Annotated in this window: 18 protein-coding genes and 1 pseudogene; 10 read left to right on the top strand and 9 right to left on the bottom strand. The window is 59.5% G+C overall.

Translation table 11 applies throughout. The features are described 5' to 3' along the window. Positions 1-152: 152 nt before the first annotated feature. Positions 153-3,534: pseudogene (locus A6U98_RS25170) on the bottom strand (AAA domain-containing protein). A gap of 131 nt (positions 3,535-3,665) precedes the next feature. Next, positions 3,666-5,318, bottom strand: coding sequence for a GNAT family N-acetyltransferase (locus tag A6U98_RS25165; RefSeq protein WP_064653722.1), 1,653 nt, complete (start codon positions 5,316-5,318; stop codon positions 3,666-3,668). A 45-nt stretch (positions 5,319-5,363) separates the two neighbouring features. Here A6U98_RS25165 and A6U98_RS36930 point away from each other — a divergent pair, with 45 nt between their 5' ends. Continuing rightward, positions 5,364-5,564 carry a hypothetical protein gene (locus tag A6U98_RS36930; protein WP_156667894.1) on the top strand — a complete coding sequence of 67 codons (201 nt, stop codon included), beginning with the start codon at positions 5,364-5,366 and terminating at the stop codon, positions 5,562-5,564. A 24-nt stretch (positions 5,565-5,588) separates the two neighbouring features. On the opposite strand, the gene A6U98_RS25160 is transcribed toward A6U98_RS36930, so the two are convergent. The 5 genes from A6U98_RS25160 to A6U98_RS25140 all read right to left on the bottom strand — a co-directional run bounded on the left by A6U98_RS25160 (position 5,589) and on the right by A6U98_RS25140 (position 13,013). Then, positions 5,589-6,080, bottom strand: coding sequence for a hypothetical protein (locus A6U98_RS25160; protein ID WP_064653720.1), 492 nt, complete (start codon positions 6,078-6,080; stop codon positions 5,589-5,591). 119 nt (positions 6,081-6,199) lie between these two features. Beyond that, positions 6,200-7,549 (bottom strand): HlyD family type I secretion periplasmic adaptor subunit, encoded by a 1,350-nt coding sequence (locus A6U98_RS25155; protein ID WP_064653718.1) that lies wholly within the window; start codon positions 7,547-7,549, stop codon positions 6,200-6,202. Positions 7,550-7,554: 5 nt separating this feature from the next. Then, complete coding sequence (locus tag A6U98_RS25150) at positions 7,555-9,852, bottom strand: type I secretion system permease/ATPase (protein ID WP_064653716.1); 2,298 nt, start codon at positions 9,850-9,852, stop codon at positions 7,555-7,557. 25 nt (positions 9,853-9,877) lie between these two features. Then, a complete protein-coding gene (locus A6U98_RS25145) occupies positions 9,878-11,914 on the bottom strand; it encodes a hypothetical protein (protein WP_064653743.1) in 2,037 nt (678 codons plus the stop codon). A gap of 142 nt (positions 11,915-12,056) precedes the next feature. Then, positions 12,057-13,013, bottom strand: coding sequence for a hypothetical protein (locus tag A6U98_RS25140; protein ID WP_064653714.1), 957 nt, complete (start codon positions 13,011-13,013; stop codon positions 12,057-12,059). 830 nt (positions 13,014-13,843) lie between these two features. Here A6U98_RS25140 and A6U98_RS25135 point away from each other — a divergent pair. After that, positions 13,844-14,626, top strand: a complete 783-nt coding sequence (locus tag A6U98_RS25135; RefSeq protein ID WP_064653712.1) for a response regulator transcription factor — start codon at positions 13,844-13,846, stop codon at positions 14,624-14,626. Between the two features lie 15 nt (positions 14,627-14,641). Here the strand turns inward: A6U98_RS25135 and A6U98_RS25130 are convergent, their stop codons facing one another. After that, positions 14,642-14,962, bottom strand: coding sequence for a hypothetical protein (locus A6U98_RS25130; protein ID WP_064653710.1), 321 nt, complete (start codon positions 14,960-14,962; stop codon positions 14,642-14,644). Positions 14,963-15,346: 384 nt separating this feature from the next. Between A6U98_RS25130 and A6U98_RS25125 the strand changes: the two genes are divergently transcribed. Genes A6U98_RS25125 through A6U98_RS25105 form a run of 5 tightly spaced genes read left to right on the top strand, consistent with a single transcriptional unit; the run spans position 15,347 to position 20,750 of the window. Then, complete coding sequence (locus A6U98_RS25125; RefSeq protein WP_064653708.1) at positions 15,347-16,369, top strand: UDP-glucuronic acid decarboxylase family protein; 1,023 nt, start codon at positions 15,347-15,349, stop codon at positions 16,367-16,369. A 1-nt stretch (position 16,370) separates the two neighbouring features. Next, a complete protein-coding gene (gene galE, locus A6U98_RS25120) occupies positions 16,371-17,354 on the top strand; it encodes a UDP-glucose 4-epimerase GalE (RefSeq protein WP_064653707.1) in 984 nt (327 codons plus the stop codon). After that, a complete protein-coding gene (locus A6U98_RS25115) occupies positions 17,351-19,219 on the top strand; it encodes a glycosyltransferase family 2 protein (RefSeq protein ID WP_064653705.1) in 1,869 nt (622 codons plus the stop codon). Before galE ends, A6U98_RS25115 begins: the two co-directional genes overlap by 4 nt. A 37-nt stretch (positions 19,220-19,256) precedes the next feature. Continuing rightward, positions 19,257-19,778, top strand: a complete 522-nt coding sequence (locus A6U98_RS25110; RefSeq protein ID WP_064653703.1) for a DUF995 domain-containing protein — start codon at positions 19,257-19,259, stop codon at positions 19,776-19,778. A 3-nt stretch (positions 19,779-19,781) separates the two neighbouring features. Then, the gene (locus A6U98_RS25105; protein WP_064653701.1) at positions 19,782-20,750 is read left to right on the top strand and encodes a glycosyl hydrolase; all 969 of its coding nucleotides are present in this window, start codon (positions 19,782-19,784) and stop codon (positions 20,748-20,750) included. A gap of 64 nt (positions 20,751-20,814) precedes the next feature. Here the strand turns inward: A6U98_RS25105 and A6U98_RS25100 are convergent, their stop codons facing one another. After that, positions 20,815-22,101, bottom strand: coding sequence for an ABC transporter substrate-binding protein (locus tag A6U98_RS25100; RefSeq protein WP_064653700.1), 1,287 nt, complete (start codon positions 22,099-22,101; stop codon positions 20,815-20,817). 146 nt (positions 22,102-22,247) lie between these two features. Here A6U98_RS25100 and A6U98_RS25095 point away from each other — a divergent pair, with 146 nt between their 5' ends. The 3 genes from A6U98_RS25095 to A6U98_RS25085 all read left to right on the top strand — a co-directional run bounded on the left by A6U98_RS25095 (position 22,248) and on the right by A6U98_RS25085 (position 26,261). Beyond that, on the top strand, positions 22,248-23,267 hold the full coding sequence (locus A6U98_RS25095) for a LacI family DNA-binding transcriptional regulator (RefSeq protein ID WP_064653697.1): 1,020 nt from the start codon (positions 22,248-22,250) through the stop codon (positions 23,265-23,267). A 130-nt stretch (positions 23,268-23,397) separates the two neighbouring features. Continuing rightward, on the top strand, positions 23,398-25,254 hold the full coding sequence (locus A6U98_RS25090; protein ID WP_064653695.1) for a DUF2264 domain-containing protein: 1,857 nt from the start codon (positions 23,398-23,400) through the stop codon (positions 25,252-25,254). Continuing rightward, positions 25,251-26,261, top strand: coding sequence for a hydroxyacid dehydrogenase (locus tag A6U98_RS25085; protein WP_064653694.1), 1,011 nt, complete (start codon positions 25,251-25,253; stop codon positions 26,259-26,261). Before A6U98_RS25090 ends, A6U98_RS25085 begins: the two co-directional genes overlap by 4 nt. Positions 26,262-26,265 lie beyond the last annotated feature (4 nt).

Raw genomic sequence — 26,265 nt, 5'->3', positions numbered from 1 at the left:
AACCTGAAGGGTCCGAAGGACGGTTCAAATCCTGCCCCCGCAACCAATCTTCCCAAATAGACAATATGCAAAAGCCCGCCTCGTGCGGGCTTTTTGCGTTTCCAAATGTGATCGTGGCAGGCATCCGCCGGCAGCAATCGGATCCGGATCCTTCAGTTCAATTCATTCCGAGCCAGGAATTCGGCTGCCTGTATTGTCTCCAAGGCGCTCGCTGTCTCCCTGAAGTAAGGCAAGGTTCCCCAGAGGGTACGATCGCCGACGATATAGAATCGGCGTTTTGCACGTGTCAGGGCAACGTTCAAAAGGTTCGGCTTCGCTGCGGCCCAGGCTGCTGCTCCGCTATGAGCGGCATCGGCGCCGAGCACCATGAAAACGATGTCTTCTTCCTTGCCCTGGAAACTATGCACCGTGCCGATCCTTTCCTTCAGCCACCTCGACAACTTCGGTGGAGACGCGCGCATATTTCCGTCCGGATCGATCCATGCTGCATGGGCCAGAGCCTGCCTCAGCTGATTCTTGACCTCCTTGAAAGGCGAGATGATGTAGAGATCTGGCAATATGCCGTCCCGGCGATAGGTGGCGGTGAGGACGTCGGCGATGAAACCCGTCTGTTCTCCAACGACCTGCTTGCCCGATACCCTACCCTTGATATCGATCCAGGCGCTGTCGCCATAAAACGGTGGAGCGTCGCTGGCCGGCCGGCGCTCTTCCAGCCCGAAGACCATCTTGTTCCGATAGGCGATCTGGTTGGCAAGGCTGAACATCGGATCGATGCAGCGCCGATGTACCCTGAGAGGGCTGCCGATCCAGAGCCCGTCCGCCTCCTCGCCCGAGAGCATCGTTCCATAGCGGTTGGCGGCATCGGCCAGCATCTGCACCGATGCCCTGTTCGGCGAATATTGTCCTGTCGCCGTATGCGGCGAGAGAGCCGAGGTGGCGGTGATCAACGCGCTGGGCAGCGTAAAAACCGGTTCGATCTGCTGGGGATCGCCGATCACCATGACGCGGCGCGCCCGCAACAGGGCGCCGACGGCTGCTTGCGGCACCGCCTGGCCGGCTTCATCGATGAAGACCCAACCGATCGAGCCAGTGTCGAGACCACGGAACTGCCGCGCAAAGGAGGCAAATGTCGTCGACACGATCGGAACGATCATGAAAAGGCTCTGCCAGATCGACGCAACATGCTTGCCATCGACGGGACCGTTGTTGGAAAGCAGTTTGTTGATGGCGACGATGTTTCCTCCAAAACCTCCACCTTTCCTGCCGACATCCACCAGCCACGCTTGATGCAGTACCAACGCTGCTTCCAGCAATGCCGAGCGCAGACCTGCCAATTCGTTCTGATGCCACAGACCGTCAATCTGGTACCGATCGGTCTCGAGATCGGCGAGGCGCGTGGGTAGGGTGGGATGGTTGAGAATTTCCCCCAGGCGGCCAAATTCCTCCCTTTTCCTGGACCAGATTTCTCGTTGCGACCGTAGTGCCTGTTCGGCACGTTGATGTCTCCGCAAGGACTTTTCGAACGTAGGTCCAAGGGTTTTTCGCAAGTTGATGTTCGCATTCCGCCAGCGCCTTGCGCAGTTCCAGCTGTTGGCGCGCATTGGCGGCGACATTTTGCCGATGCTGCCGTGCAGGGTTGGTCGATAGCACTTTCTCCCACCACGCAGGAGCGCTGCGATCGAGCAACAGTTCCTCCTCCCTCAGAGGAGACAACCCTTCCCTGATACGGAGCATGTCGGCCGCAACCACGTCGCAACGCTCCTGCGCTTGCCGAAGTTCGGCCGCAGCTGCTCTGACCTGTTCAAGCGCCTCGCGGCAGAATGCATCCCGGGAAACTAGGGCGATTTCGTCATGGAGATCGGCATAGCGTGCATATTCGCCGATCTTGTCGCGAACCACCCTGTCGGCGGCATGAAATGCCGCCGATGCTTCGGCGAAGGTTGGTCCCCTATAACCCTTCAGCCATTCCCAGATGGTCTGTGGCTTGTCGGCACCCGACCAGCCGGGCTTCGGCCTTTCTGTGATTTCCATGAAGGCGAAACGTTCCTTGAAGGCTCGACGGTTCCGGGAGTTGCCGAGCGCACAGGCGATCAGCCCCCATGGGCGGTCGCCGTCGGAGAGCTTGACGACCGCCCCATTGTCCTTCTGGCAGGCGATCTTGTGTGCCACCGTCTGCAGATATTGGAATGAAGACGTGCCCGCGATCGAGCTTCGCTTGGGAAGGTCGCGCGAGATATTCTCCACGGCAGCGTTGTTGGAGGAGGCGACGACCATTTCGAAACCAGCAAGGGCCGGGATCAGCGCCGATATCGAACTTGTGCTCCGGTCCGCGAAAGTGAGGCGGCGCGCCGAACCGTCAAAGGCATCGCGCGCCGTCTTCAAGGAGGCCAGGACGCGGGCGCGCCGGACGATATTATCTGCGAACATGTCGCGAAGCAGGGTCGTCTTTCCCGTCCCTGGCGGGCCGTTGACCGAGAACAGTCCCGTCTCCGAAAGGTCGCGAATCGCCGAATTGATCGCAAACTGCTGCATGAGGCTCATCGCCTGGTGGCCTTCGCTGAGCCAACGTCCGCGATTGAGATTGCCAGGATGCAAGGCTCGAGCGATCGCCTTGCGTCCATCCTCGGTGTAGAGGTCGATCCGCTTCTCCTGCGCGAGCGGAGTGAGATATTGCCTGAGCGGCTTGGGGATATCGCCGTGTTTGACCCCCATCATCGCGCGCTCGATATCCTCGATGAAGAAGCTGTTCAGGATGCCGATGTCGTCTTCAACGCTTGCACTTTCGTCCTCCTCGTCGTCGGCATCGAGCGCATTGCTTTCCGGCGGTGGCGGCAAGGAGATGAGCTCAGGTTTTTCCAGCCGGTCTCGATAGCGTATTTCAACGGCGGCGATGGGCTTTTCCTGCTTCGAGGCAAAGCCGGCCCAATCGCAGAGCAATTCATGCAGCGTCAGGATTTCGGTGGCATCGATCGGCTGATCGACCGTGTCCTCGGAGGATGAAGATATCAGATGCCGCTGTGCCCGAAAATTTTGGAGCAATTCCGAGAGCTGCCGTTTGCTGTCGGCAAATGCCTCGTAGCCGAGCGAGGAGAGGCCGGATTTCCGCACCCGTCCCAGAGCCCATGGCAGCGTGGAAACCGAAAATGTTTCAAACATCGGCTGTCCCAAGGGAGAGAGTTGCAGGCTAGCAAAGCAGGTATCGCCATCGAGGTCGCTGCGTTCGGCATCGTCATATTCGGCGATATCGGACGCAACGCCATCGAAGTGTCTGCGGATATCGGAAATTTCAGATTTGCTGAAAACGCCGAGGAACAGGGTAAAACCCGTGATCTGCTTCTCCTCGGGGATCGCTGGACGGCTGAGTGCGGCACCGTCATCCCCGAGCGTTTTCGCATGCAACCAGAAAACACTTCGGCCTTCACCGGAGACGATGCGACTGGAGAGATCGTAAGGAATGAAGAACTCGATTTTGTGCCAGAAATCGAGAATGGCCAGAAGCCGTTCCCTTTCGGCGCCGTCTGCATTTGTCTGCATGACTTCTCACTGAGGAGTTGCAAAATAGGCTCGCGCTTCTTTTAACAACGATCGCAGCTCAAAATCAAAGACGATGGTGACTGCGCGTCCCGGAGCCGCCGGACCGCATTTCCGCGCCATGGCAAACCACATCAATGCAGGCGTGGTCGGCGTCGCTCGCTGAGTTGCCGTCCCCGGTTCCAGCGGGCGATGGTCTCCGGCACGACGTCCGTCTTGCCAACGGCGGCCTCGGCACTCATGCGGATCCGCTCAAGGGCAACACCCGCCTTGGCGGCATAGTCGAGGGCGGCCGGATCGTCCGAATGCACCTGCTGGATCGCGGCGAAGACGGTCTCCGCCTCGGCCAGCCGTTTGCTGGCTGCAAGGGCGATACCGCGCTTGTAATGCGCCTGGATGAGATGCGGCCCGATCTCGCCAACTCGGCGGAAAGTCTCTGCGGCCTGCTCATATTGATGTAGCGCAAGCTGCGTGTCGCCAAGCCGCATTTGGATCGGTGTCGGATCGGGCGCTTGCTCGACGAGAGTCTTGTAGGCAGCCAGTGCCTCCGTCAGTTTGCCGCGGTCGAACAGCAGATTGGCGAGCCCGAATTCCGCGCCGGTATGGCCGGGAGCCGATTGCAGGACCTGGTTGAAGGCGATCTCCGCCTTGCTCCGGGCTCCGTTCCGGTACATGTCGAGCGCCTGTTCATAGACGAAACGAATGCTGCGCGGGTTGAGCACGCCATGCAGATTCTGGCCGTTGCGGGTGCGGAACAAGGTACAGCTGATCCGCCTTTCCTCCGCCCCGAACATGTACTTGTAGGGTTCGTTTCCGCGCAGGAAATCATAAGTCTTGAACCCGTGCTCGATCGCCCGGCGGATGCAGTAGCCGTGTAGGATAAGACCGGGAGACGGCGTCTTCCAGTTTTCGTCGCGGCCGGTGATATAAAAGAGGATCGCCTTCTTCTGCCGGTCGACGATATTCGCCAGCGCGCCGAGCGGCTGATCGCCGTGCCAAAACACCGGTACCTCGAGATTGCCGCAGTTGAAGCTGTCCATCAGCATTTCGCGTGTGGTGATGATCAGCCGCTCGGTCCGCTCCGTGCCTTTGCGGGCACTCCACTTGATCCGCCAGAGATTGAAGAGGATGTCCAAGTCCCGATCGATGGTCTCGGGAGTTGCCATCGTGATCCGGTAAATATCATCGCCTTCGACCTTGCGCAGGAAGCGCCGGAGCTTCTGGCGCGTCTGGCTACTCATGCGCTGTTCGAGATAGTCGTCGAAGCTCGCCGGCAGGGGGACGATCGGGCAGATCGTATTGTCGATATTCTCGCTGTTCTTGGGCGAGCTGTCGCGAAACATCACCTCCGGCCCCTGCAGCGCCTCGATCATCTTCTCGCGCCGGCCGGCGGGACCGCTGAAATATTCGAGCTTCAGGTCCGTCCAGTTCTGATGTTTGAGAAACGAAGTAAAGCCGGCAATGGCGTGATGCTCGTAATCCGGTCTGACGATGAAGCCGGTATAATCGGCCGCAAAATTCCCGGCCATGATGATCTCGTCGTAGAAGAGCCCGGTCTTCTCGTCCAGATGCGTGATGAGGCGCAGCGGAAAGAAGGCGACATAGGGTGCTTCGGGATCGCGTTCGCGAAGGGCGAGGATGAACCAGCGGCGGCGGCGGGAGAGATAGTTCTTCAGCCATATCCAGGAGAGGAAATGTTGCGCGTCGGGATCTTCCAGGAAGACCTGATCCCAGTTCTCACGTGCCGCCTCGAACCCCGCAATGGTGTCGATGATATCTATGCGCATGTCCGCCCCCAATACCCCATACGTCACTCGGGAGGTTTCATTCTAATGGGAAACACCGATCTTCAAATAAACCGTCCGGATGATTTGCGGGACCTAAATGGGATTAGTCCTGAGCCGGCGCATAAGCCAAAATCGCGATCGATTTTTGGTGAAAATGATGCACAGATTCAAAGCGATAAAGCGCAACGCGTCCTGAAGGAAGCTGCGCTTCAACGGACATCGCCCGAAAGTGTGCAGCGGTTTTGAGAACATGCGTACATAAGGATTAGATCAGAGCTCGCCGGAGATCTGCGGGCTCGCATGGATGAAGGCCCAGAGCGTCCGGCTGATGGCGACGATCTCGGCGATCGACTTTTCGAGAAGGTCGAGCTCGCGCGCGTCCATCTGTTCGATCTTGCCGTAGCGGATCTCCTTGTCGTCCTCGACGAGCCGCATCAGCTGGGTACTCGAGATCTCTCCCTTTTCGTCGAAGGAATAGATGCAGTGATTGTACTTGTTGCGGGTCTTGGATTCCTTCTTCAGCCGCGACATGGCTGAAAGGATCGTCTTCCGGTCGGAAGGAGAGGTCGAAGCGAGCTTGGACAGCCGTTCGATGAGATCGATCCGGGCGCGCGTGGTGTTGAGCGTCAGGAACACGACGATTGCTGCATCCTTTTCGACCCGGAGAAGATGGGCGATGATGTAGATCAGCAGGCTTTCGGTGTTCGTCCAGACATAATTCAGGCGGCCGACCCGCAGCAGGACATCGGACATCGCCGCCATGCTTGACCCTTTCTCCCCGGAGGGGATCCATCCCTCAAGGGATGACATGTGGACACTACATCAGAACAACGGGCAAGTCCGTCATATTTACCGGACCGCCCGTGCCGGATCGTGAGCGATCAGCGCTCCTTGAAAGCCCGGGACATGCTGTCGGTGATCGGTTTGCTCAGATATTCGAAGAAGGTGCGTTCCGACGTCTGAATCAGAACTTCAGCCGGCATGCCGGGAACGGGATGGAAATTGTGCACCCGCGCAATCTCGGAATCGGGTATTCCGACGCGGACGATATAGACGTCCTTGACCGAAGCTCCCGAATTTTCCTCGATCGAATCGGCTGAGACGTAGAAGACCTTGCCCTGCAGAACAGGGGTCGTGCGCCGGTTGAGCGCCGTGAGGCGGATCGAGGCCGTTTCTCCCTCATGCAGCTGATCGATCGAGGTGCGCAGCACCTGCGCTTCCAGGATCAGCGGCACATGTGACGGCAGGATCTCCATAATCGGCTTTCCTGTCGTGATAACACCGCCGGCTGTGTGAAAATAGGAGCGCACCACCGTGCCCGACACCGGTGAACGGATAGTGGTGCGGTCGAGCACGCCGGCGGCCTCGCGCATCTGTTCTCGCACGCTGTCCAGATCGGTTTCGGCGGTCTCGAGCGCATCGAGTGCCGCCTGCTTGTTGGAGTTGACGGCGATGACGGCTTCCTGGCGGAATTTGGCGATCTCCGCCTCGCTCTCGTTGAGTTCGCCGTTCAGCCGAGCAATGTCGCCCATCGCATCGGCGATCGCCCGCTCGATTGCCAGCAGATCCGTCTTGCGCATATAGCCGACCTTGACCAGTCGGGCCTTGGAATCGCGTTCCTCGCTCAGCAGCGACAATTGCCTTTCAAAGGATTCTCGTTGGCCCCTATAGCCGGCGAACCGGTATTCGAGCGACTTGATGTTCTTCTCGATCAGATTGAGCTGCTCTTCGAGCTTGATCTGCTTGCTGTGGAAGACGACGTTCTGGCTCTGGATGATCGCGTTGATGTCGGGGTCGCTTGCCTCTTTCATCACGATGTCGGGAAGTTGGAATTCGCGCAGGCCCTGCGCTTCGGCGCGGAGCCTTGCGACGACAGCTTCCAGGCGCAGGCGGCGAAGCTGCAGCATCCGCTCGTTTGAGCGGGATGCTGTGGGATCGAGGGTCAGCAGGATATCGCCTTCCTTGACCGTATCGCCCTCGCTGACGTGCATCTCCTTGATGATGCCGCCTTCCAGATGCTGAACGATCTTGTTGTTGCCGGTCGCGACAAAGCTTCCCTGCGCGATGACAGCCGAAGCAAGCGGTGCCGTCGCCGCCCAGAAGCCGAACCCGCCAAAGGAGGTGAAGAGAACCGTCAGGCCGACGATGCTGTGCATACGGATCGAGCGCGGCACGTCGCTATACCATTCGAGCTGCACCGGGCCTGATGTCTCCTGCTTTTTCCGTCCCATGTCGTTCATCCCTCAATGCGCGGTGCTTGTTGACCGTTATTGCCGTTGTTCTTGGAAAGCGCCTGCAGCACCTCGATCCTTTCCCCGAACATGGCGACAGTGCCCTCCTTGAGCACGAGGATTTTGTCGACGCATTGGAGGAGAGCCGGGCGCTGGGTAATCGTGACGGTGGTAATGCCCTGCTTCTTGGCGTGGATCAGCGCCTTGGCAAGGGCTGCCTCGCCCTGGGTATCGAGATTCGAATTCGGCTCGTCGAGGACCACGAATTTGGGATTGCCGAAGAAGGCGCGGGCCAGCGCGATGCGCTGCTTCTGGCCGCCCGAAAGCGGAGCGCCATCGGCTGCCACGATGGTTTCGTAGCCCTGCGGGAAGCCCGCGATGAGTTCGTGCACGTCGGCCAGCACCGCGGCCTCGTAGATCTGGTGATCGTCGACGTCGTCGCGCATGCGGCAGATATTGGCCTTGATCGTGCCGGGAAAGAGCTGCACATCCTGCGGCAGATAGCCGATGCTTTCGCCGAACTGGCGCTGGTCCCAGTTGCGCAGATCCATCAGGTCGAGGCGCACATTTCCCGATGTCGGAACGATCGAGCCGACGAGCATCTTGCCGAGCGTCGTCTTGCCGGACCCGGAATTGCCGATGATCGCAAGCGATTCCCCTTTTCTGAGCGAGAAGGAGATGCCGTTGAGAATGACCTTCTTTTGCGGTGGCGGCACGAAGAGAATGCGTTCGACATCGAGCCGGCCTTCGGGATTGGGGAGACGCAGGCGCGGGAAGTTCAATGGGGAATTCAAGAGCAGTCCCTTGATCCTGCCATAGGCGGCTGCCGACCGGTTGAACTGGTTCCAGCCTTCGATGGCGCCTTCGATTGGTGCCAGCGCGCGTCCCGAGATGATCGAGGCCGCAATCACCATGCCGCCCGTCAGCTCGCCGGAGAGCGACAGATGCGCGCCCCAGCCGAGCAGGGTGACCTGGGTGACCATGCGGCAGGCCTTCGATATGCCGGAGAAGATGATGTTGCGGTCCTGTGCCTCGACTTGCGATTTCAGCGAACCAGCCGTCTCCCGGCCCCACATCTTCACGGCCTCGGGGATCATCGCCATTGCGTTGATGATCTGCGAATTGCGCGACATGGAATCGAGATGGAAATTCGCCCGGCTGAGATAGCCGTTGGATTCGGCGAATTGCCGGGCGGTGAATTTCTGGTTCAGATAGGCGATGACAAAAAGCACCGCGCAGCAGACCATGATGATGATGCCGAGATGCGGATGCACGAAATAGACGACGACCACGAAGAATGGCATCAGCGGCGCATCGAGAAATGCGATCAGCGTGCCTGATGTCAGGAAGCCGCGCAGCAGCTGCAGATCCTGCAGCGTCTGATAGTCCTTGCCGCTGCCATGCAGCGATGCCCTCGCTGCAGCGCTGAGGATCGGCGCACCGAGCTGTACTTCGAGCTCCACCGCGGTGCGCATCAGGATAAAGCGACGCACCGAATCCATGAAGGCCTGCAGCAGCACGGCGCCAAGCACGGCGATCGAGAGCATGACGAGCGTATCGATGGAGCGGCTTGTCAGCACCCGGTCGGATATCTGGAAGAGATAAAGCGGTATCGCCAGCAGGAGGACGTTGATGGCGATCGTGAACATCATGACGACGACCATATTGTGCCGTACCGCCGCCATGCCGCGCGAGAGGCTGGCGGCGAAATTCACAGGCTCACTGCGCTTGTGAAAACCGCCGCCGCTTCCCCCGCCCCCGCCCCCGCCGCCCCCGGGATCGGAATCCTTACCGTTTCCGCCGCCGCCGGTGCGCAGCCGCCTGTCGTTCTCGCTGATCGGACCGCTTTCTCCTTCGATGGTCTTGCCGAAGGGCATCGTCGGGCTCGATTTAAGCTCGGTCTTCTCTTTCGGCAGTTCGGGGGCCACGCGTGCTTCGATCTGCGGCTGGGCCGGCGCTTCCGCCGGTTTTGCTGTCGCCAGGCCCTGCGCCACCGCAACAGGAGGTGCCGTTCCCACTTTAGCTTCCGGCACCGCCGTCTTTTCCGGAAGGGGCGCCTGCGTTGCGCTTGCGTGTCCGATATCGGCAGCCTCGTTTGCCGCAACCTCAGACGTCTCCTTGCGGCCATTGGGAGACGAAGCAGCGGCGCCGCTCAGCCTGCGAAGGTTCTCGACCGCCTCGTCGATCGCGGAGATGCACACATCGGTCATCGTCGCTTCCGAGGGGGCAGCGGAGGGAATAGTGCCCGACCTCAGATCGAGAGCGCTCCCTGCCGCAAAGACTTGTTTCGAAATCTGGTTCATCGTGGTTCCTTCGCAATACTCAAGGTCAGGCGACCATGGCTTGCATTACGTCGGCGGGGTGCGTCGACGACCATGAATAATCATGCCCGGCATTGATGACGCCGTCAGCGCAATCGCCGCCCGCCGGATCGTCATTGTCGAGAAAAGCGATGACTTCGTTGGCCAGCCTGTCGTCGGCTGGCTGTGGCTGTGTCGTGTCATGCTCCACCAGCCCGCCCTGAATGAGGATGGCGTCTGAATAGAGCTGGCCTGCCAGATAGGTCGTCTGGCCGAAACTGTCGTAGTCGACGATCTCGGCGATGTTGACGACCGCATTGCTGCCCGTGTCGATCGTAACCGTTGCGTCGGGATTGTTTTCGAGGATGGTCGATGCCGCCTGGGTCACGTCGTCGGAATCGCCGAGGATGCTGATCTGCTTTATGATTGTCATGTCGTAGAGATTGCCGGTGATGTAGAGTACATTCAGCCCGGCATATCCTTGGAAATTCGCATCGAACGACAGCCCCTCCGGCATATTGGGATCGCGATCTTCGATCGCCTTCTGCGCGTCGATCATGTAGTCGGGCATGGCCTCGAATGGACCGCCCGTCCCGACATTGTGGATCGAGGCGAAATTCCAGATCAGGTTGTTGCCCGTTTGTATGTCGGCGCCGGGATCGAGGTCGCCCTCTGCCCGCACCCAGTCATTATCGTAGAGCAGCGAGACCTGCGTGATGCTGTTGATATCGAGCACATTGCCGCCGATGATCACCAGATCATATTGCAGGCCCATCTGGAAAAAAGAGGAGAAATTGATCGAGGTATTGCCGCCCGTCAGAACCGTGGCTTCGGACCCTGAGGTGGTGACCGTCATCGTGTCGTTGTCGGTGACGAACTGATACTGCTCGATCCACTGGACGAAGGAGACGTCACCGTCGATGACGCTGACGCGCCAGTTGTTGGGGAACGTCGGATCGGCAGAATCGGGTTCGGCATGGCTCGATGCTTCGAAGGTGCTTTGTTCGAAGACGGCGATGTTCTTGGCGATCGTTCCGGCTTCCTCGGCCGAATGACCGGATGAGCGCAGCGCCGAAGCAATCTCGTCATTGTCGCTGTATACGAAGGCCTGGGAGACCGCGTCGATCTGATGATAGTTGCCCATGACGGCGGTGACCGATGTAATGACACCGGTGTGGATCACGGAGGCGACGTTGACGACGACGTTCGCACCGGCGGTCACCTCAAGGCTGTTGCCGCTGGGCTCGGTCTGCTCGACGGATGTATTGCTGTCGTCGAGTTCTTCCGGGAGCTTGGCGAGACCGCGGTCGGGCAGGAAGTCGTCGAGGACCGGTATATCGGTCTCGGCCTTGCCGTTGATGTAGACGGTGTCGTTGACCTCGGGGTCGAGGCGGACAAAATCATGCGTCGCGTCGGTGCCGAGCGAGGTTGCGCCGCTATCCTCGGTATTCTGGGCATTCTGGATATAGCTTTTGAGATCCTCGGCGATCCTCAGGGCGCCATCATAGGTATCGGTGCGGTGGAGGCTCGCAAAAGGCGTGAAGACCTCGGCCTTGGCGCTGAAATCCGCGAGCCGCTCGACGACGAAACTCGTGTCTCGAGGCGCATGGACGCCATCCGTCATATCGAGATAGTCGTCGTCGTAGAGGGCGTTGACCTGGAGGACATGACTGATCGCCGAACCAGGCCCGGCAAAGACTGTCAGTTCCGGCTCATCCGTGAGCACCATATCCTTGGGATCGCCGAAATGTGGTAACGGGATGTCCTTTCCGGCAATCGCCGCCAGCTTCTCGAGGCTCTCTTCGAAGACGCGGCCGAAATGGCGCGCCGGGCCAAATTCGATTTCGTAACTGCCGCTTTTGTAATTGATGCCCGGATCGTAATCCTTGAGCTGGAAATCGGAAGAGAAGGCGGCGGTAAAGGCATCCTGATCCGGCAGAGCCGGTCCATCCGCGCCCGGTCCTGCGCCTTCGGCATAGTTGGTACGCAACCTCATCTCGTCGGTCGTCATCTCGAAGAGACCGATGAAGTGCGCAATAATTTCCGAAATCTTCTCGATATGCATGGTTCGGCCCTCCCATTCGAGATGACGATCGGCCTTGGAGGCGCCCGCCCGGGAGCCGTGTGTGGTCGTCAAATCGTTTTCAAGCAATCAAACTGCACCGGCTTGAGCCGGTGCAGTTCGTCTTGGTCGCTGGAGGTCAGTGTCAGGTGCTGGTATCCTCGCCGACGTCGGAGACATGAGAATTGCCGCCGATGACGCTGGAGTCGACCGTATTGCTGAGCAGGTTCGCACCCTGAACGAACTCGAGGTGGAAGCCGGAATTGGCAAGGATTGCCGAAGCATCGGCCGCGCTCGAGCCAGTGGCGTCGTCGCCAGCCTTGAGATCCCAGCCTTTGCCGTCCATGTCCAAGCCGTCTGCACTATTGGCGGTGCCGCCATTGGCATTCAGGTGGTTCTGGGCGCCTTCGTTATCCATCTTGACGTTCCAGGCGCTATCCTGGTCGGCAAGATGGTTCGCCTGGACGGCGCTGAAGCCGCTGTCATTGCCTGCGCCGGTCAGCGAATTGTTCAGGATGCTGTCGACGTCGAGAGTGAAGGAGAAGTCGTCCCCGAGGTTGAAGGTGAGGTCGTGTCCGGCAACGCCGAGATTGGAGTCCTTGACGTCCTCGATGACGGCGAAGTCTGTGTCCGTCTTGTTGAAGCTGTCGGAGGTGTTGTTGCTGTCGGTAACCGTCTTCGTATCCGTATCCGTCTCCGTAACGGTCTTGATATCGGTGTCGGTCACGGTCTTCGTATCGGTGTCCGTGATCGTCTTGGTGTCGGTGTCGTTGTCGCTGTACGTCTTGCTGTCATAGCTCCAGTCGTAGTCGGTCTTGGTGTCGGTATCGGTGATCGTCGTGGTCTTGGTGCTCGTATCGTCGTCGGACTTGTAGCTCCAGTCATATTCGTTGTCGCGGTTGTCGCCATTGTTGGCGGCGACATCGATTTCCGCCTTGACGTCCACGTCAACGCTGTTGTCGGTATTATCGCGATTGTCGCCATTGGCGACGCCGCCGACATAACCGGTCGAGCCGTCATCGACTTCGGTGGAATTGACAGCGCTGTTGGCAAAGCCGTCGGCAAGTGCCCCGACCTTGGTGATTTCAATTTCGTCAGACATTGCATTCTCCAGAAAAAACCGGAGCAGCTTTTCGAAATCCCTCTCATCTCAAATGGGATTTTACTCGCGCTCGCTCCGATGCGGTTAACATCGGCAGATGTGTTCGATACTAGGTCATCTGCAGCTTCATCGCGATTTGTTGATCAAACCGTTGGTATTGGGAACGTACGTACTCAGTACAAGGCCGCACATATCCGGCTCCGAATCCTGAAAGGATAAGGAGTGGTCAGGTTTTCTTTTCGTTGAGTTGCCCTATAATGGAGGCCGTGTATCAAAAACGCATGACAATACCTGGCTTTTCCATGTCGCCACTTGGACGACGATCACAGAATGCTGGAAAGAATGTGGATCGGATAGATACCAATTCGGGCTAAGGCCGATTTGCCACGTCCGGCTAGCCCCTGTCGTTGGAGCGTTGAGACTTCTTCGGCCGGGGCGTCGCTAAGCTGCGAGAACCCAGGACTTCCGGCATTCGCCGCTGGGCTGAGGAGCTGCTTTCGACGTCTGCCGGTCTCATATCCAACACTTCATGCATGACGAAATATAACAATCTGTACTGAAATATTACATTCGGCTCTCATCTATAGTGAGCGCAAATATAGCCTGCAAGTATATATCGCAGTAAGATTGCAACCAATGCTTGGTATCGTATCGTTTTTAGTCCGCTAAAACTAATCACTTTGGGCCATTTCCTTCCTTCTCAATCCGTATTAACATAATTAAGAAATGTCTAAAAAATAAAGCGATGACATTTGGGGTCGGCATTTCTTACTATCTAATACCCGCCATCGCGCCAAGTTGAGTAAAGTGTAACGCTAGGGGAGGCGTAAATGTTCATGACAGGCTCAGGAATGGAGAATGCGGACCAGGGGAGGAAGTTGGGTTCGTCCGGAGATACTATACTAGTGGTGGCCAAGGCGGATCTGTTTTCCGAATGCATGGTAGAAGCACTGGCAAAGAAATTTCCGAACTGTGAAGTGACAAGCATAACGAGTACAAAGCCGATGCTGGAAAAAGATGCCAGCGATATGAAACTCGTTTTATTCTATCATATACCCGGCCCGGAGCTTCATGAAGCGCTGCAGGCCGCCCGCGAAAACCACCCTCAAACCTCGATCGGACTCGTCGTCGAAGCTATCGATATGCTTGAGCCCTATGTCAGCCGGCTGGTAGAAGCGCGGATCATCGATGGCGTCCTGCCACTCAACCTGCGGCTCGATGTCTTCATGGCTGCAGTGGATCTGCTGATGAAGGGCGGCGAACATTTTCCGTCGGCACTTCTCAATCGCCTCACCAACAAAAACGTTCAGCTGGAGCCTTCGCTCTATCAGACAAAATCGGTCGATGCGGCCCGCAGCAATGCGCTCAAGCTGAGGCGCGACAGCATCTCAGCTTTGACCACCCGGGAGGTTCAGATCCTGGATCTCATATGCAAGGGCACGCAGAACAAGATCATCGCCGACAAGCTGCATCTTTCCGAAAATACTGTGAAGGTTCACGTCCGCAACATCTACAAGAAGATGAACGTCCGAAACCGCACGGAAGCTGCATCCCGTTTCTTCAACGAGCATCCCGCCGGTGAAGACGATATGTCCGGCCGGTGGCGCAATTGATCTGACGCTTTTGCTTCAGATCGGGGGGCGTGCAAAGCAGCGTGACTTCTGTCCGAAGCCGCTTGGAGAGCAGATATAGGGCGCCGAGCCATGATAAGCTACGGTGCGAACCGTTGCCCCCGTCGGGTGCTCGGCCCGATTTGCCGGATAGGCATACGCCTTGGAAACGCGCGGCGCCTCGACCTCGACGATATTCTTCTTCGCGACGACCGCGATATCGTCGCTGACGACCGTGCAGGCCGTCGGTCCGATCGCAAGAAGCGCCATTCCCCAGGCGAACATCGCCGAGCGGATACACCGGCCTTTCAGCTGCGCTGCATCTTGTTTTTTCAACATGCCAAAACCCCTCGCATATGGCGCTTCCGGATGCAAGACCGGCGGAGCAGTTGAGCTCGGCCAATCTCCCGCCTTCCCTTTTATATTAGCTGCATTGAGTGAAGCTTGAGCGGCAGATGAAAGCATTGTGGCGGAGAATGGTTAAGTGTGATTAATCATTCGTTACATTGAAGAATACTTCTGTAATTATTTTGGATACTAGAACTTTTTAAAGTTGACCTTCACGCTAATCGTCTTATCATTTGAGTAGTAAATCAGTTATGCGAAGAATAACTACAAAGTTATTCATGTCTTGATAGGAGGTTCACGAACATCCAGACGGATAGGAAGACTTGAGGCGCATCAATAAATCAAAAAGACTAAATACATGGGAAGGAGTTTGTAATGCGTAGTTTCGTTCCCAACGAAAGCTTTTCTGAAGTGTCAGGCGTACCGGTGGCGCAAGCGTTGCGCCCCGTTCTTGTGAATGGCGGGGGAGGTTTCCTCGGTTCACATCTCTGCGAAAGGCTTCTGCAGCGCGGCCACCGTGTCATATGCCTGGATAATTTTTCCACCGGCCGCCGTGCGAATGTCGATCACCTTGCGTCGAACACTCGCTTCCACATCGTCGAGCACGATGTTCGCCAGCCCTTCGACATCGACGCGTCACTCATCTTCAATTTCGCCTCTCCGGCCTCTCCGCCCGACTATCAGCGGGATCCTGTGGGAACGCTGCTCACCAACGTGCTCGGCGCCGTCAACACCTTGGATTGCGCGCGAAAGACCGGTGCGATCGTCGTCCAGTCGTCGACGTCGGAGGTTTATGGCGACCCGATCCACAGCCCGCAGCACGAATCCTATTGCGGCAATGTCAACCAGATCGGACCGCGCGGCTGCTACGACGAGGGCAAGCGCAGCGCCGAAACCCTGTTTTTCGACTATCACAGGACTTATGGCATCGACATCAAGGTCGGCCGCATCTTCAATACCTACGGACCACGCATGCGCCTGGACGACGGGCGGGTGGTTTCCAATTTCATCGTGCAGGCCCTGCGCAACGCGGATCTGACGATCTATGGCGATGGCCAGCAGACCCGTTCTTTTTGCTATGTCGACGATCTCATCGAGGGTTTCCTGCGTTTTTCGGCCGCCGGCAGCGCCTGCAACGGCCCGATCAACCTCGGCAATCCAACCGAAATGACCGTTCGACGCCTGGCGGAAATCATCCGGGACCTGACGAACTCGCGTTCCCGGATCGTCCACCTGCCGGCGGTCACCGACGACCCCCGTCAGCGGCGGCCGGATATTTCCCGGGCCATGGCCGAGCTGGGCTGGCAGCCCCTCATCGGGCTCGAAACCGGCTTGGCTCGCACCGTCGACTATTTCGACGGGCTGCTTGCCGGCACAGAGAAGGCGGAGGTCGTATGAGATGCCCCGCTACATTCTCGTCACCGGCGGCGCCGGTTTCATAGGCAGTCATATCTGCAAAGCGCTGTCGCGCGCCGGCATGATCCCGGTTACCTACGATAATCTCTCGACCGGACATGCCGACAGTGTCCGCTGGGGACCGCTCATCCGGGCGGAACTTGCCGACGTAGCCACGCTGCGCCGGACCCTTGCGGAGTTTTCGCCCGATTGCGTCATCCATTGTGGTGCCAATGCCTATGTCGGCGAATCCGTCGACATGCCCAGGAAATACTACCGGAACAACGTCGTCGGCAGTCTGACACTGCTTGAGGCCTGCCTCGACCAGGATATCGACCGGATCGTCTTTTCAAGCAGTTGCGCCACCTATGGCGTTCCCGCCTCGCTGCCGATACGGGAGGAAAGCCCGCAGCACCCGGTCAATCCCTATGGGCGCACCAAGCTGATCTTCGAAATGGCGCTTGAGGATTTTGCCGCTGCCTACGGCATCCGCTTTGCCGCACTGCGTTATTTCAATGCGGCCGGAGCAGATCCAGACGGCGAGCTCGCCGAGCGCCATCAACCCGAGACCCATCTCATCCCGCGCGCCCTTCTCGCCGCCGCCGGCAGGCTGGAGCGGCTCGATATCTTCGGCACCGATTATGCGACCGAGGACGGAACCTGTGTTCGCGACTATATTCATGTCAGCGATCTCGCGCAGGCGCATCTCGCCGCCGTCAATCATCTGTTGGCGGATGGCGGCTCGCTCAGCGTCAATCTCGGCTCCGGCCGGGGCACCTCGGTGCGTGAGATTCTCGAGGCGATCCATCGCGCCAGCGGCCGCGAAGTCCCCGTACGTTATCGCTCCCGCCGCGTCGGCGATCCGCCGATCCTCTTTGCCAATACCGCAAAAGCGAAAGCGGAACTCGGCTTCTCGCCGGCTTTCTCGGATATCGATACGATCATCCGCACCGCCGGCCCCACCTTCGGGCTGGAGATGAGGGCATGAGCAACGTTTCGCAAATCGGCCATGGCGTCAGGACGGCCAAAACCGTCGCTGCTGATGCATTCGATCCTGTTTTCACCGGCTGGAACCGTGTCGCCTATGGCTTCGGCATTCTCTGCTGGCTGACGGCACTCGGCTATTTCTGGATCTGGTGGTGCCAGTCCGCCCATATCATTTCCTGGGCCACCTTCGTGCTCGTCACCCTCGTGCTTGCCTGGATCACGCTTGTGCCGGCCTATTTCATCCTGATCTTCCTCGATGCGAGGACGGTCAGCCCTCGCGCACTGCTGCCGGAAGGGCGGGTGGCGATGGTCGTCACTAAGGCGCCGTCCGAGCCCTTTGCCGTCGTCCGCACCACGCTGCAGGCGATGCTCGACCAGGTCGGCGTCGATTTCGATGTCTGGCTCGCCGACGAGGACCCTTCGGAGGAAACCAGGCGCTGGTGTGCGGCGCACGGTGTGCTGATCTCCACCCGAAAAGGTGTGGCGGAGTATCATCGCACCACCTGGCCGCGCCGGACGCGTTGCAAGGAAGGCAACCTCGCCTATTTCTACGACCATTTCGGCTATGCGCGCTACGATTTCGTCGCCCAGTTCGATGCCGACCATGTGCCGACGCCGACCTACCTCCGTGAAGTTCTGCGCCCCTTCGCCGATCCCGGGATCGGCTATGTCTCCGCTCCGAGCATTTGCGATGCCAATGCCAGGACAAGCTGGGCGGCGCGTGGCAGGCTCTATGCGGAGGCAAGCCTGCACGGTTCGCTGCAGACGGGTTACAATAATGGCTGGGCGCCACTTTGCATCGGTTCCCATTATGCGGTTCGTACCGCCGCCCTTCGTCAGATCGGCGGCCTCGGCCCGGAACTTGCAGAAGACCATTCGACGACGCTGATGATGAATGCCGGCGGCTGGCGTGGCGTGCATGCCGTCGATGCGATCGCGCATGGCGACGGACCGGCGAATTTCACCGACCTCGTCGTCCAGGAATTCCAGTGGTCGCGCAGCCTGGTCACCATTCTGTTGCAACATTCCCGCCATCACATCATGCACCTGCCCTGGCGGCTGAGGTTCCAGTTCGTGTTCTCGCAGCTCTGGTACCCGCTCTTTTCCGTCTTCATGGCCATGATGTTCCTGCTGCCGGTTGCTGCGTTGCTGACGGGCCGTGTCTTCGTTAATGTCACCTATCCGGATTTCCTGCTGCATTTCGTGCCGATGTCGATCGTGCTGACGCTGTTTGCCTTCTTCTGGCGGGCAACGGCGACCTTCAGGCCGCACGATGCGAAACTGCTCGGCTGGGAAGGGCTTGCCTTCATCTTTCTGCGCTGGCCGTGGTCGCTGGCCGGCAGCCTTGCCGCTGTTCGCGACTATATCTGCGACTCCTTCGTCGATTTCCGCATCACGCCGAAGGGAAGGCAGCAGCAGCGGTCTTTGCCGCTGCGCGTGATCGCGCCCTATATCGGGCTCGCCGGCCTTTCCGCCGCCGCAATGATGTTTGCGACCGATGACGCGGCCGCCCAGGGTTTTTATGTTTTCGCCATGATGAACCTCTCGGTCTACCTGTCGCTGACGGTGCTGATCGTCGTTCGCCATGCGGTCGAAAACGATCTGCCGCTGCTGCCGCAATCGCGCGGGCTGTGGCTTGCGACAGCCACCGGGCTTGCGATTTTCGTCGCCGGCGGCACGCAGGTGGGGAGCCACGGCCTGCGCGGCCTCGAAGCTCTTTCGCACGGCCAGTCGTTCGTCAGTTTCACCGAAACGCAATTTGCCGTGGCCGGCGCCGGCCTCGGCGGCGGCAAGACCAGGATCGTGAAATTCCACCTGAAATGGAATGGTTTCGGCAGAACCGGCCGAGACGAACAGGGTGCGTAGCCGGCGGAACCGGCAAGTGTCGAGTATGGAGGATGTAATGAGTATCGGATCGAGACTATGGGGAGCAGCGCTTGCTCTCAGCCTGTGCCTGCCGGTGGCAGCGCACGGCGCCGAGGTTGCCAAAAAGGACGCGCCGACGCCGCTCAGCGCCTATGAGCTCTATCGGATCTACGGCGACAAGACCTGGACCTGGAACACCGGCGGTGGCCGCTTCTTCGATGACGGCCGGCGGTTCGTCGCCTGGAGCGACGATAAGGGCAAGCCGTCCTTTGCCGAAGGCAGATGGGTGGTCGACGATCTCGGTCAGCTCTGCATGCGGGCCACCTGGACGAATGCCGAGGGCGCGGCCCGCGCCAGCACCTGTTTCGGCCATCGCAAGATCGGCAACACGATCTATCAGCGGCGCCAGCCGAGCGGCGAGTGGTACGTCTTTCGCCACGCATCGGTGCGTCAGGGCGATGAGTTCCAGAAGCTTGTTCCCGCGGATACCGTGAGCGCGAAGGCAAGCGAACTGAAGCAGATCCTGCTGAGCCAGGAAGTAGCCCGAAAAGGAGGGTGAGCCATGAAGAAGCTGATGAAAAACCACCTCTCGACCGCCGCGATAGCGCTGCTGTTGCTGTGTGTCGCGGATCTGCCGGGCCGAAGCGAAGTGCAATATGCCGGCATTGCCCCGAACCCGGCGGCGGCCGTGCGGACGATCATCGACAAGCGCCCCGTCCTTCATGCCGACGGCATCAAGTTCGGGGCTTACGATCCGCACGGCGATTTCGGCGCCCAGGCGAATGTCGCGACCGAAGCCCTGTTCCTGCCATGGGAGGACGTCGATCTCGAGACGTTGCGCGTCGCCGATGCCTATGCGCAGGCCAGAGGCCGCAATCTGCTGATCACCGTGGAGCCATGGTCCTGGGACGTCGATTGGCGGCTGAGCTCTGCGGAGCTTCGCGCAAAGGTTCTGCGCGGTGATTATGATGTCAACATGCGTGCGATCGCGCAGATGATTTCTGAGCTGAAAAGCCCGGTGATCGTCCGCTGGGGGCAGGAGATGGAAGACAAGTCGGGGCGGTTTTCATGGTCCGGCTGGAGCCCGCAGGACTATATCACGGCCTACAAGCGGATGATGGACATTGTCCGCCAGGAGGCGCCCGGCACCGAGCTCATGTGGTCGCCGAAGGGAGAGCCTGGCCTCGAGGCCTATTATCCCGGCGACGACTATGTCGACCTCGTCGGGCTCTCGGTCTTCGGCCTGCAGCGCTACGACGAGCTTGCCTACAATGAGCACCGGACCTTCTCGGAAGCGCTGAAGCAGGGATATGATCTCGTCGCCGGCTACGGAAAGCCCATCTGGGTGGCGGAGCTCGGCTATGAAGGCGGCGACGCCTATATGAAGCCGTGGATCGAAACGGTTACGTTGAAGCAGAGCGCCTTCCCGAATCTGCAGGAGGTGGTCTATTTCAACGATCGGGATGTGCACGCCTGGCCCTTCGATCTCGGCCGGCCGAACTGGCGCGTGGTCGAAAGTCTGGCTAACTGATAGCCAGAAAACAGAAAGGCCCGCCGGGGTGTTGCGGGCCTTTCCTCTCACGTCCGGCGACCGATCATCCCTTGATCGTTGCCTTACCCTCTTCGATGAGCCGGGTTGCCGCATCGGCGGGCGAGACCCGTTCGAAGGCGAGTTCGTCACAAATCGGACGCAGCACACGCTGGTCGAATTGGGTTGCGCCCATCGGCACCGGCGGCGGATATTCGCCGACCTGATCCTTGAGCAGGTTCACATATTTGATCGTCTCCTGCTCCGTCGGGTTAAGCTGCGGCAGGATGGCTTCGCGCACGGTAGGCGACATTGGCACGCCGCGTTCCACACCGAGAATCTTGCCGGCTTCGGGATCGTTGACAAAGAAGCTGATGAACTTCGCGGCAGCTTCGCCGTGCTTGGTCGTCGCCCCCACACTCCAGATCAATGCCGGACGGTAATAATGGCCGGATGGACCGCCCTTCTTTTCACGCGGCAGCATGGTGATGCCGAGCTTGTTCTTGATGATCAGCTGATAGCCGATCATCTGGTTTGAATAGGCCATGCCGATCACCGATTTGCCGAGACCAAGGCTATTGGTGTCGATCGTGTTCTGATCGAGCGTCTGCACGTCGGCAGCAACAGTGCCACCCGCTTTGCGCAGCTTCTCCCAGTAGTCGAACCATTCCCTGGCATCGTCGGCCGTGAAGCCGAGCCCAACGCTTTCCTTGGCAAAAAGACTCTTGCCACGCTGGCGCAGCCAGGCATCGAACACATAGGCGTAGCGTGCCGCATAGGGGCCGCCGCTCTTGCCGGAGGACTTGGAGAGTTCTACGGCGAGCTTGGCATACTCATCCCAGGTGAGGTCGGGGGTCGGCAGAGGGATGCCCGCCTTCTCGAATTCGACTGTGTCGAAGAACATCGAGAAGGAGTTGAGGCCGAGGCCGACACCATAGAGCTTGCCGTCGATGGTGGTCAGTTTCAGCATGTCGGCGCCGAAGGACTGGACGTCCAGTGCGGAGGGGACGAATTCATCGAGTGGCAGGCAGGCGCCGCGCTTCGAATAGTCCGAGATTGTTCCCGGCTCGAGTTGGAAGATGTCGGCGATCGAGCGGCCGGCCATCTGCGTTGCGAGCTTTGTCCAGTAGCCGTCGCCCGAAAGCGATTCACCGACGACAGTGACACCAGGCGATTTCGACTGATAGAGCTTGGCGACCTCGAGCGTGCGCTTGGCGCGGTCGTTGGACCCCCACCACATGGCGCGCAGCTGTGCGTCTTCGGCAAGGGCCGGAATGGCGCTTCCGGCGCCGAAGGCGATGCCGGCGGCCGCACCGGCTGAACCCATCAGGAATGAACGGCGATTGACCTGCATGATATCCTCCTTGTTCCACTATGCCCGCTGCCATCCTCCAATGGCTTTGTCAGGGCATTTCAGCAAATAGAGTACGCAAAAAAATTTTTATTGCAAGAACCAATCATTTTCTTGCAAATTTGCATTATTTGCATAATGTTTGCCCCATGAACGACCAAAAAATCAGACGGCCGCGTCAGGCCGATATAGCCATATTGGCCGGCGTCTCGGTCTCCACGGTGTCACGCGTGCTCGCCAACGAACCTGGTATAAGCGAAAGCGTGCGCCGGCAGATATTGAAGGTGGCAGCCGAGAACGGTTATCCCGTCAAGCCTGCTTCCGAAGCCGTTGCGGGCGGGCTGGCGCTGATTGCCAGCGACGGCGTCACCGGCACCCTCAGCGTCTTTTATGAAGCCATCGTCGACGGCCTGCGCGCCGGCGCTGCCGAAGCGGGCATGCCCTTCGAAGTCCGGCTGGTCCGCGAGGATCGAACTACGCCGGATGCAGTGCGCGACTATATGCAGACCGCAGGCGCTGAAGGTCTCTTTCTCGTTGGTATCGATCCGAACGAGATGTTGCGCGACTGGCTGCAAGCCAGCATGACGCCCACCGTTCTTGTCAACGGCACCGATCCCAGGATGCAGTTCGATGGCGTTTCGCCGGCTAATTTCTTTGGCGCCTATGAGGCGACCAGCCGGCTGATAAAGGCCGGCCATCGCCGCATCCTGCATCTGAGCGGCTCTCACCGCCATACGATTCGGGAGCGCGTCCGCGGTTTCGAGGCGGCGATTAACGCCGTCGCCGGCGCCGAGGGCCGCCTCGTGTCCCTGGCCCTACAAGGCAGCGCCAGCCGAGAGGCGCATGAACGCACGGCAGAAGCACTTGCCGAGAATGCCGGTTTTACCGCCGCCTTCTGCATGAATGATTTCATCGCCGTCGGCGTGCTCGAGGCCGTCACCGAGGCCGGGCTGCGTGTGCCGGAGGATTTCGCGATTGTCGGCTTCGACGATCTGCCCTGCGCGCTGATGACCAATCCGGCGCTGTCCACCATGCGTGTCGACCGCGCCGCCCTCGGGCGCGAAGCCGTTTCGCTGATGCTGTCCCGTTTCCGCAACAGGACGGCCTCTGCGCGTCACATCTGCCAGGCGGTCGTTCCCATTCCGGGAGGGACCGTTCCGAACATCTAGAACAGGATGATTTAGGCTGAGTCGGCCTAAAATCTGAATCCTGTTCTAATTTAAATAGTTAGAGCATGATGTCGTCCGAAAACCGCTCACACTTTTCGGCATCATTCTCTAGAACCCGTGAGTGATACCGATGACCTATGATCCCGCCAGCGCCAACCCGCTCGCAGGCAATCCGCTGGAAACCCGCGCCGATATGAGCCGCGCCCTGCTTGCGCTCTTCGATCCGCTGCTTGCCTGTTTCTCGAACGGCAATGCCCGCGTCACGCTCAATGGCGGCGGCGCCCATTTCGACCGGGCGGCGGCCGATCTGGAAGGGTTCGCCCGCCCCCTCTGGGGATTGGCGCCGTTTGGCGCCGGCAACGGCGACTTCGCCCACTGGCATCGTTTCGCCGAAGGTCTCGCAAACGGCACCGATCCCGCCCATCCGGAATATTGGGGAACGGTCAATGGCCGCGATCAGCGGATGGTCGAGCTTGCCGCTCTCGGTTTTGCCCTGGCGCTGGTGCCGGAAAAGATCTGGGAGCCGCTCGATGCGCGCGCCCGCAGCAATGTCATCGCCTATCTCAAGCATGCCAGGCAGTTCGACTATGCCGACAACAATTGGAAATTCTTCCGGATCTTCGTCGATATCGCGCTCGATCGTCTCGGCGCCGATTTCGACCGCAGCCTGACACGGAAATATCTGGAAGAACTCGAAGGCTTCTATATCGGCGACGGCTGGTATCGCGACGGAAACGTCCGCCGCATCGATCACTACATTCCCTTCGCCATGCATTTCTACGGCCTGATCTATTCGAAGCTCGTCGACGACGATTATGCGAAGCGTTACCGCGAACGCGCGGTCCTCTTCGCCCGGGATTTCCGGCATTGGTTTGCCGCCGACGGGGCGACGATCCCCTTCGGCCGCAGCCTGACCTATCGCTTTGCCTGCGCCGGTTTCTGGTCGGCGCTCGCCTTTGCCGATGTCGAGGCTCTGCCCTGGGGGGAGGTCAAGCATCTCTGCCTGCAGCATCTGCGCTGGTGGAAGGACAAGCCGATTGCCGATCGTGACGGCGTGCTGTCGATCGGTTTCGGCTATCCGAACCTGCTGATGTCGGAGAGTTATAATTCCGCCGGCTCGCCCTACTGGGCCTTCAAGGCCTTCCTGCCGCTGGCGATCGCTGAGGATCACCCATTCTGGACCGCGAAGGAGAAAGTGCCGGAGCAAGCACCTGACATCGTCTCCCAGCGCCATCCCGGCATGGTGATCATGCGGGCGGGCGGCGATGTCGTGGCGCTGTCTTCCGGCCAGGAAAACCTGCAGATGCGGTGCGGCACGGAAAAATACGCGAAGTTCGCCTATTCCGCCCGCTACGGCTTCAGCGTCGAGGCCGATGAGCGTGCCTTTGCGCTTGCCGCCTTCGATTCAGCGCTTGCCTTCAGCGATGACGGCCTGCACTACCGCGTGCGCGAAACGAATGAGGAAGCCAAGATCGCAGGCGAGGTGCTGTTTGCGAAATGGTCGCCTTTTGCCGATGTCGACGTCGAAACCTGGCTCGTGCCCGCCGCACCGTGGCATATCCGCCTCCACCGGATCAGGACAAGCCGACCGCTGCGGATTGCAGAAGGCGGATTTGCCATCGGCCGCCGGGACTTCGAGCTCGATACGCTGTTCGCTTCGGGTGGGATTGCCTATGCGGTCGGCGAAGCCGATTTCACCGGCATTCTCGACCTCGGCTCCTCGGTCAAACGTTCGGGCCTCGTCCAGAAGGCAATGCCCAACACCAATGTGATCGTCGCGAAAACCCTGGTGCCGCAGCTGCGCGGGCAGATTCCGGCCGGTGAAACCATCCTGGTGACGGCAGTGCTGGCGCTTGACGATCCCGCGGCCCTCTCATCTGCCTGGACGAGACCGCCGAAAGCGCCTGACATTGCAACGCTGGAGGCCCTGGTGAGGGAAAAGGGCGTGACAGTCAGCGCCATCGAAGCGCCCGGACAAATGCCATGAGCCAGCCGGCCATTATCCTTGCCATGCAACCGTCGCGCACGCAGCATGTGCTGCCGGATGAGGTCCTGCGCCGGCTGAGCGGCATCGGTCGGCTGCTGGATTCCAAGCCGCTGCAGCGCTTCGACGACGAGCGTGCGAAACGTCTGCTGGCCGAGGCGGAAATCCTGATCACCGGCTGGGGCGGACCCTATGTCGGGCCTGAAATCCCCGCCGCGGCGCCGCATCTCAAGTTCATCGTTCATGCGGCAGGCACGGTAAAGGGCGTCATCGACGACGCCATCTTCGAAGCCGGTATCCCGGTCAGCCATTCGGCCGAGGCCAACGCCGTGCCGGTGGCCGAATTCACGCTGGCGGCGATCATTTTCGCCGGCAAGCGTGTTTTCCGTTTCCGCGATCTCTATGTTGCCGACCGAAACCGCAACCGCACACATTTGATGCAGCGCGAAGCGATCGGAAACTACCGCCGCACTGTCGGCATCGTCGGCGCTTCGCGCATCGGCCGGCGCGTGATCGAGCTCTTGAAACCCTTTGACTATAGACTGCTGCTCTCCGATCCGACGCTTGATGCCGCCGAGGCAGCCGACCTGGGAACGGAAAAGGTCGATCTCGACGAATTGATGCGGCAAGCGGATATCGTTTCCCTGCATGCGCCGTCGCTGCCCTCGACGCAGCATATGATCGATGCGCGAAGGCTGTCGCTGATGAAGGACGGCGCGACGCTCGTCAACACGGCGCGCGGCATTCTCATCGATGAGGCCGCCCTGCTTTCGGTGCTGAAGACCGGCCGTATCGACGCGGTCCTCGATGTCACCGATCCGGAAATCCCGGAGGCAGGTTCTGCTTTCTACGATCTGCCGAACGTCTTTCTGACGCCGCATATCGCCGGCGCCATCGGGCTGGAACGGGCGCGCCTCGGCGAGATGGCGGTGGATGAGATAGAGCGCTTCGTGACCGGCCAGCCGCTGCTCTACCAGATCCATCAGGCAAATCTCGAAAACATCGCCTGAGGCG

The organism is Rhizobium sp. WYCCWR10014, assembly GCF_001657485.1.
Taxonomy (GTDB): Bacteria; Pseudomonadota; Alphaproteobacteria; order Rhizobiales; family Rhizobiaceae; genus Rhizobium.
Note: the sequence above shows the minus strand (reverse complement) of the source record. Positions and strands in the feature narration are given on the sequence as shown.

Coding starts and splice junctions, on each gene's coding strand:
- A6U98_RS25165 (WP_064653722.1), bottom strand. CDS start 5,318: ATGCGCATAGATATCATCGACACCATTGCGGGGTTCGAGGCGGCACGT.
- A6U98_RS36930 (WP_156667894.1), top strand. CDS start 5,364: ATGGGAAACACCGATCTTCAAATAAACCGTCCGGATGATTTGCGGGAC.
- A6U98_RS25160 (WP_064653720.1), bottom strand. CDS start 6,080: ATGGCGGCGATGTCCGATGTCCTGCTGCGGGTCGGCCGCCTGAATTAT.
- A6U98_RS25155 (WP_064653718.1), bottom strand. CDS start 7,549: ATGGGACGGAAAAAGCAGGAGACATCAGGCCCGGTGCAGCTCGAATGG.
- A6U98_RS25150 (WP_064653716.1), bottom strand. CDS start 9,852: ATGAACCAGATTTCGAAACAAGTCTTTGCGGCAGGGAGCGCTCTCGAT.
- A6U98_RS25145 (WP_064653743.1), bottom strand. CDS start 11,914: ATGCATATCGAGAAGATTTCGGAAATTATTGCGCACTTCATCGGTCTC.
- A6U98_RS25140 (WP_064653714.1), bottom strand. CDS start 13,013: ATGTCTGACGAAATTGAAATCACCAAGGTCGGGGCACTTGCCGACGGC.
- A6U98_RS25135 (WP_064653712.1), top strand. CDS start 13,844: ATGTTCATGACAGGCTCAGGAATGGAGAATGCGGACCAGGGGAGGAAG.
- A6U98_RS25130 (WP_064653710.1), bottom strand. CDS start 14,962: ATGTTGAAAAAACAAGATGCAGCGCAGCTGAAAGGCCGGTGTATCCGC.
- A6U98_RS25125 (WP_064653708.1), top strand. CDS start 15,347: ATGCGTAGTTTCGTTCCCAACGAAAGCTTTTCTGAAGTGTCAGGCGTA.
- galE (WP_064653707.1), top strand. CDS start 16,371: ATGCCCCGCTACATTCTCGTCACCGGCGGCGCCGGTTTCATAGGCAGT.
- A6U98_RS25115 (WP_064653705.1), top strand. CDS start 17,351: ATGAGCAACGTTTCGCAAATCGGCCATGGCGTCAGGACGGCCAAAACC.
- A6U98_RS25110 (WP_064653703.1), top strand. CDS start 19,257: ATGAGTATCGGATCGAGACTATGGGGAGCAGCGCTTGCTCTCAGCCTG.
- A6U98_RS25105 (WP_064653701.1), top strand. CDS start 19,782: ATGAAGAAGCTGATGAAAAACCACCTCTCGACCGCCGCGATAGCGCTG.
- A6U98_RS25100 (WP_064653700.1), bottom strand. CDS start 22,101: ATGCAGGTCAATCGCCGTTCATTCCTGATGGGTTCAGCCGGTGCGGCC.
- A6U98_RS25095 (WP_064653697.1), top strand. CDS start 22,248: ATGAACGACCAAAAAATCAGACGGCCGCGTCAGGCCGATATAGCCATA.
- A6U98_RS25090 (WP_064653695.1), top strand. CDS start 23,398: ATGACCTATGATCCCGCCAGCGCCAACCCGCTCGCAGGCAATCCGCTG.
- A6U98_RS25085 (WP_064653694.1), top strand. CDS start 25,251: ATGAGCCAGCCGGCCATTATCCTTGCCATGCAACCGTCGCGCACGCAG.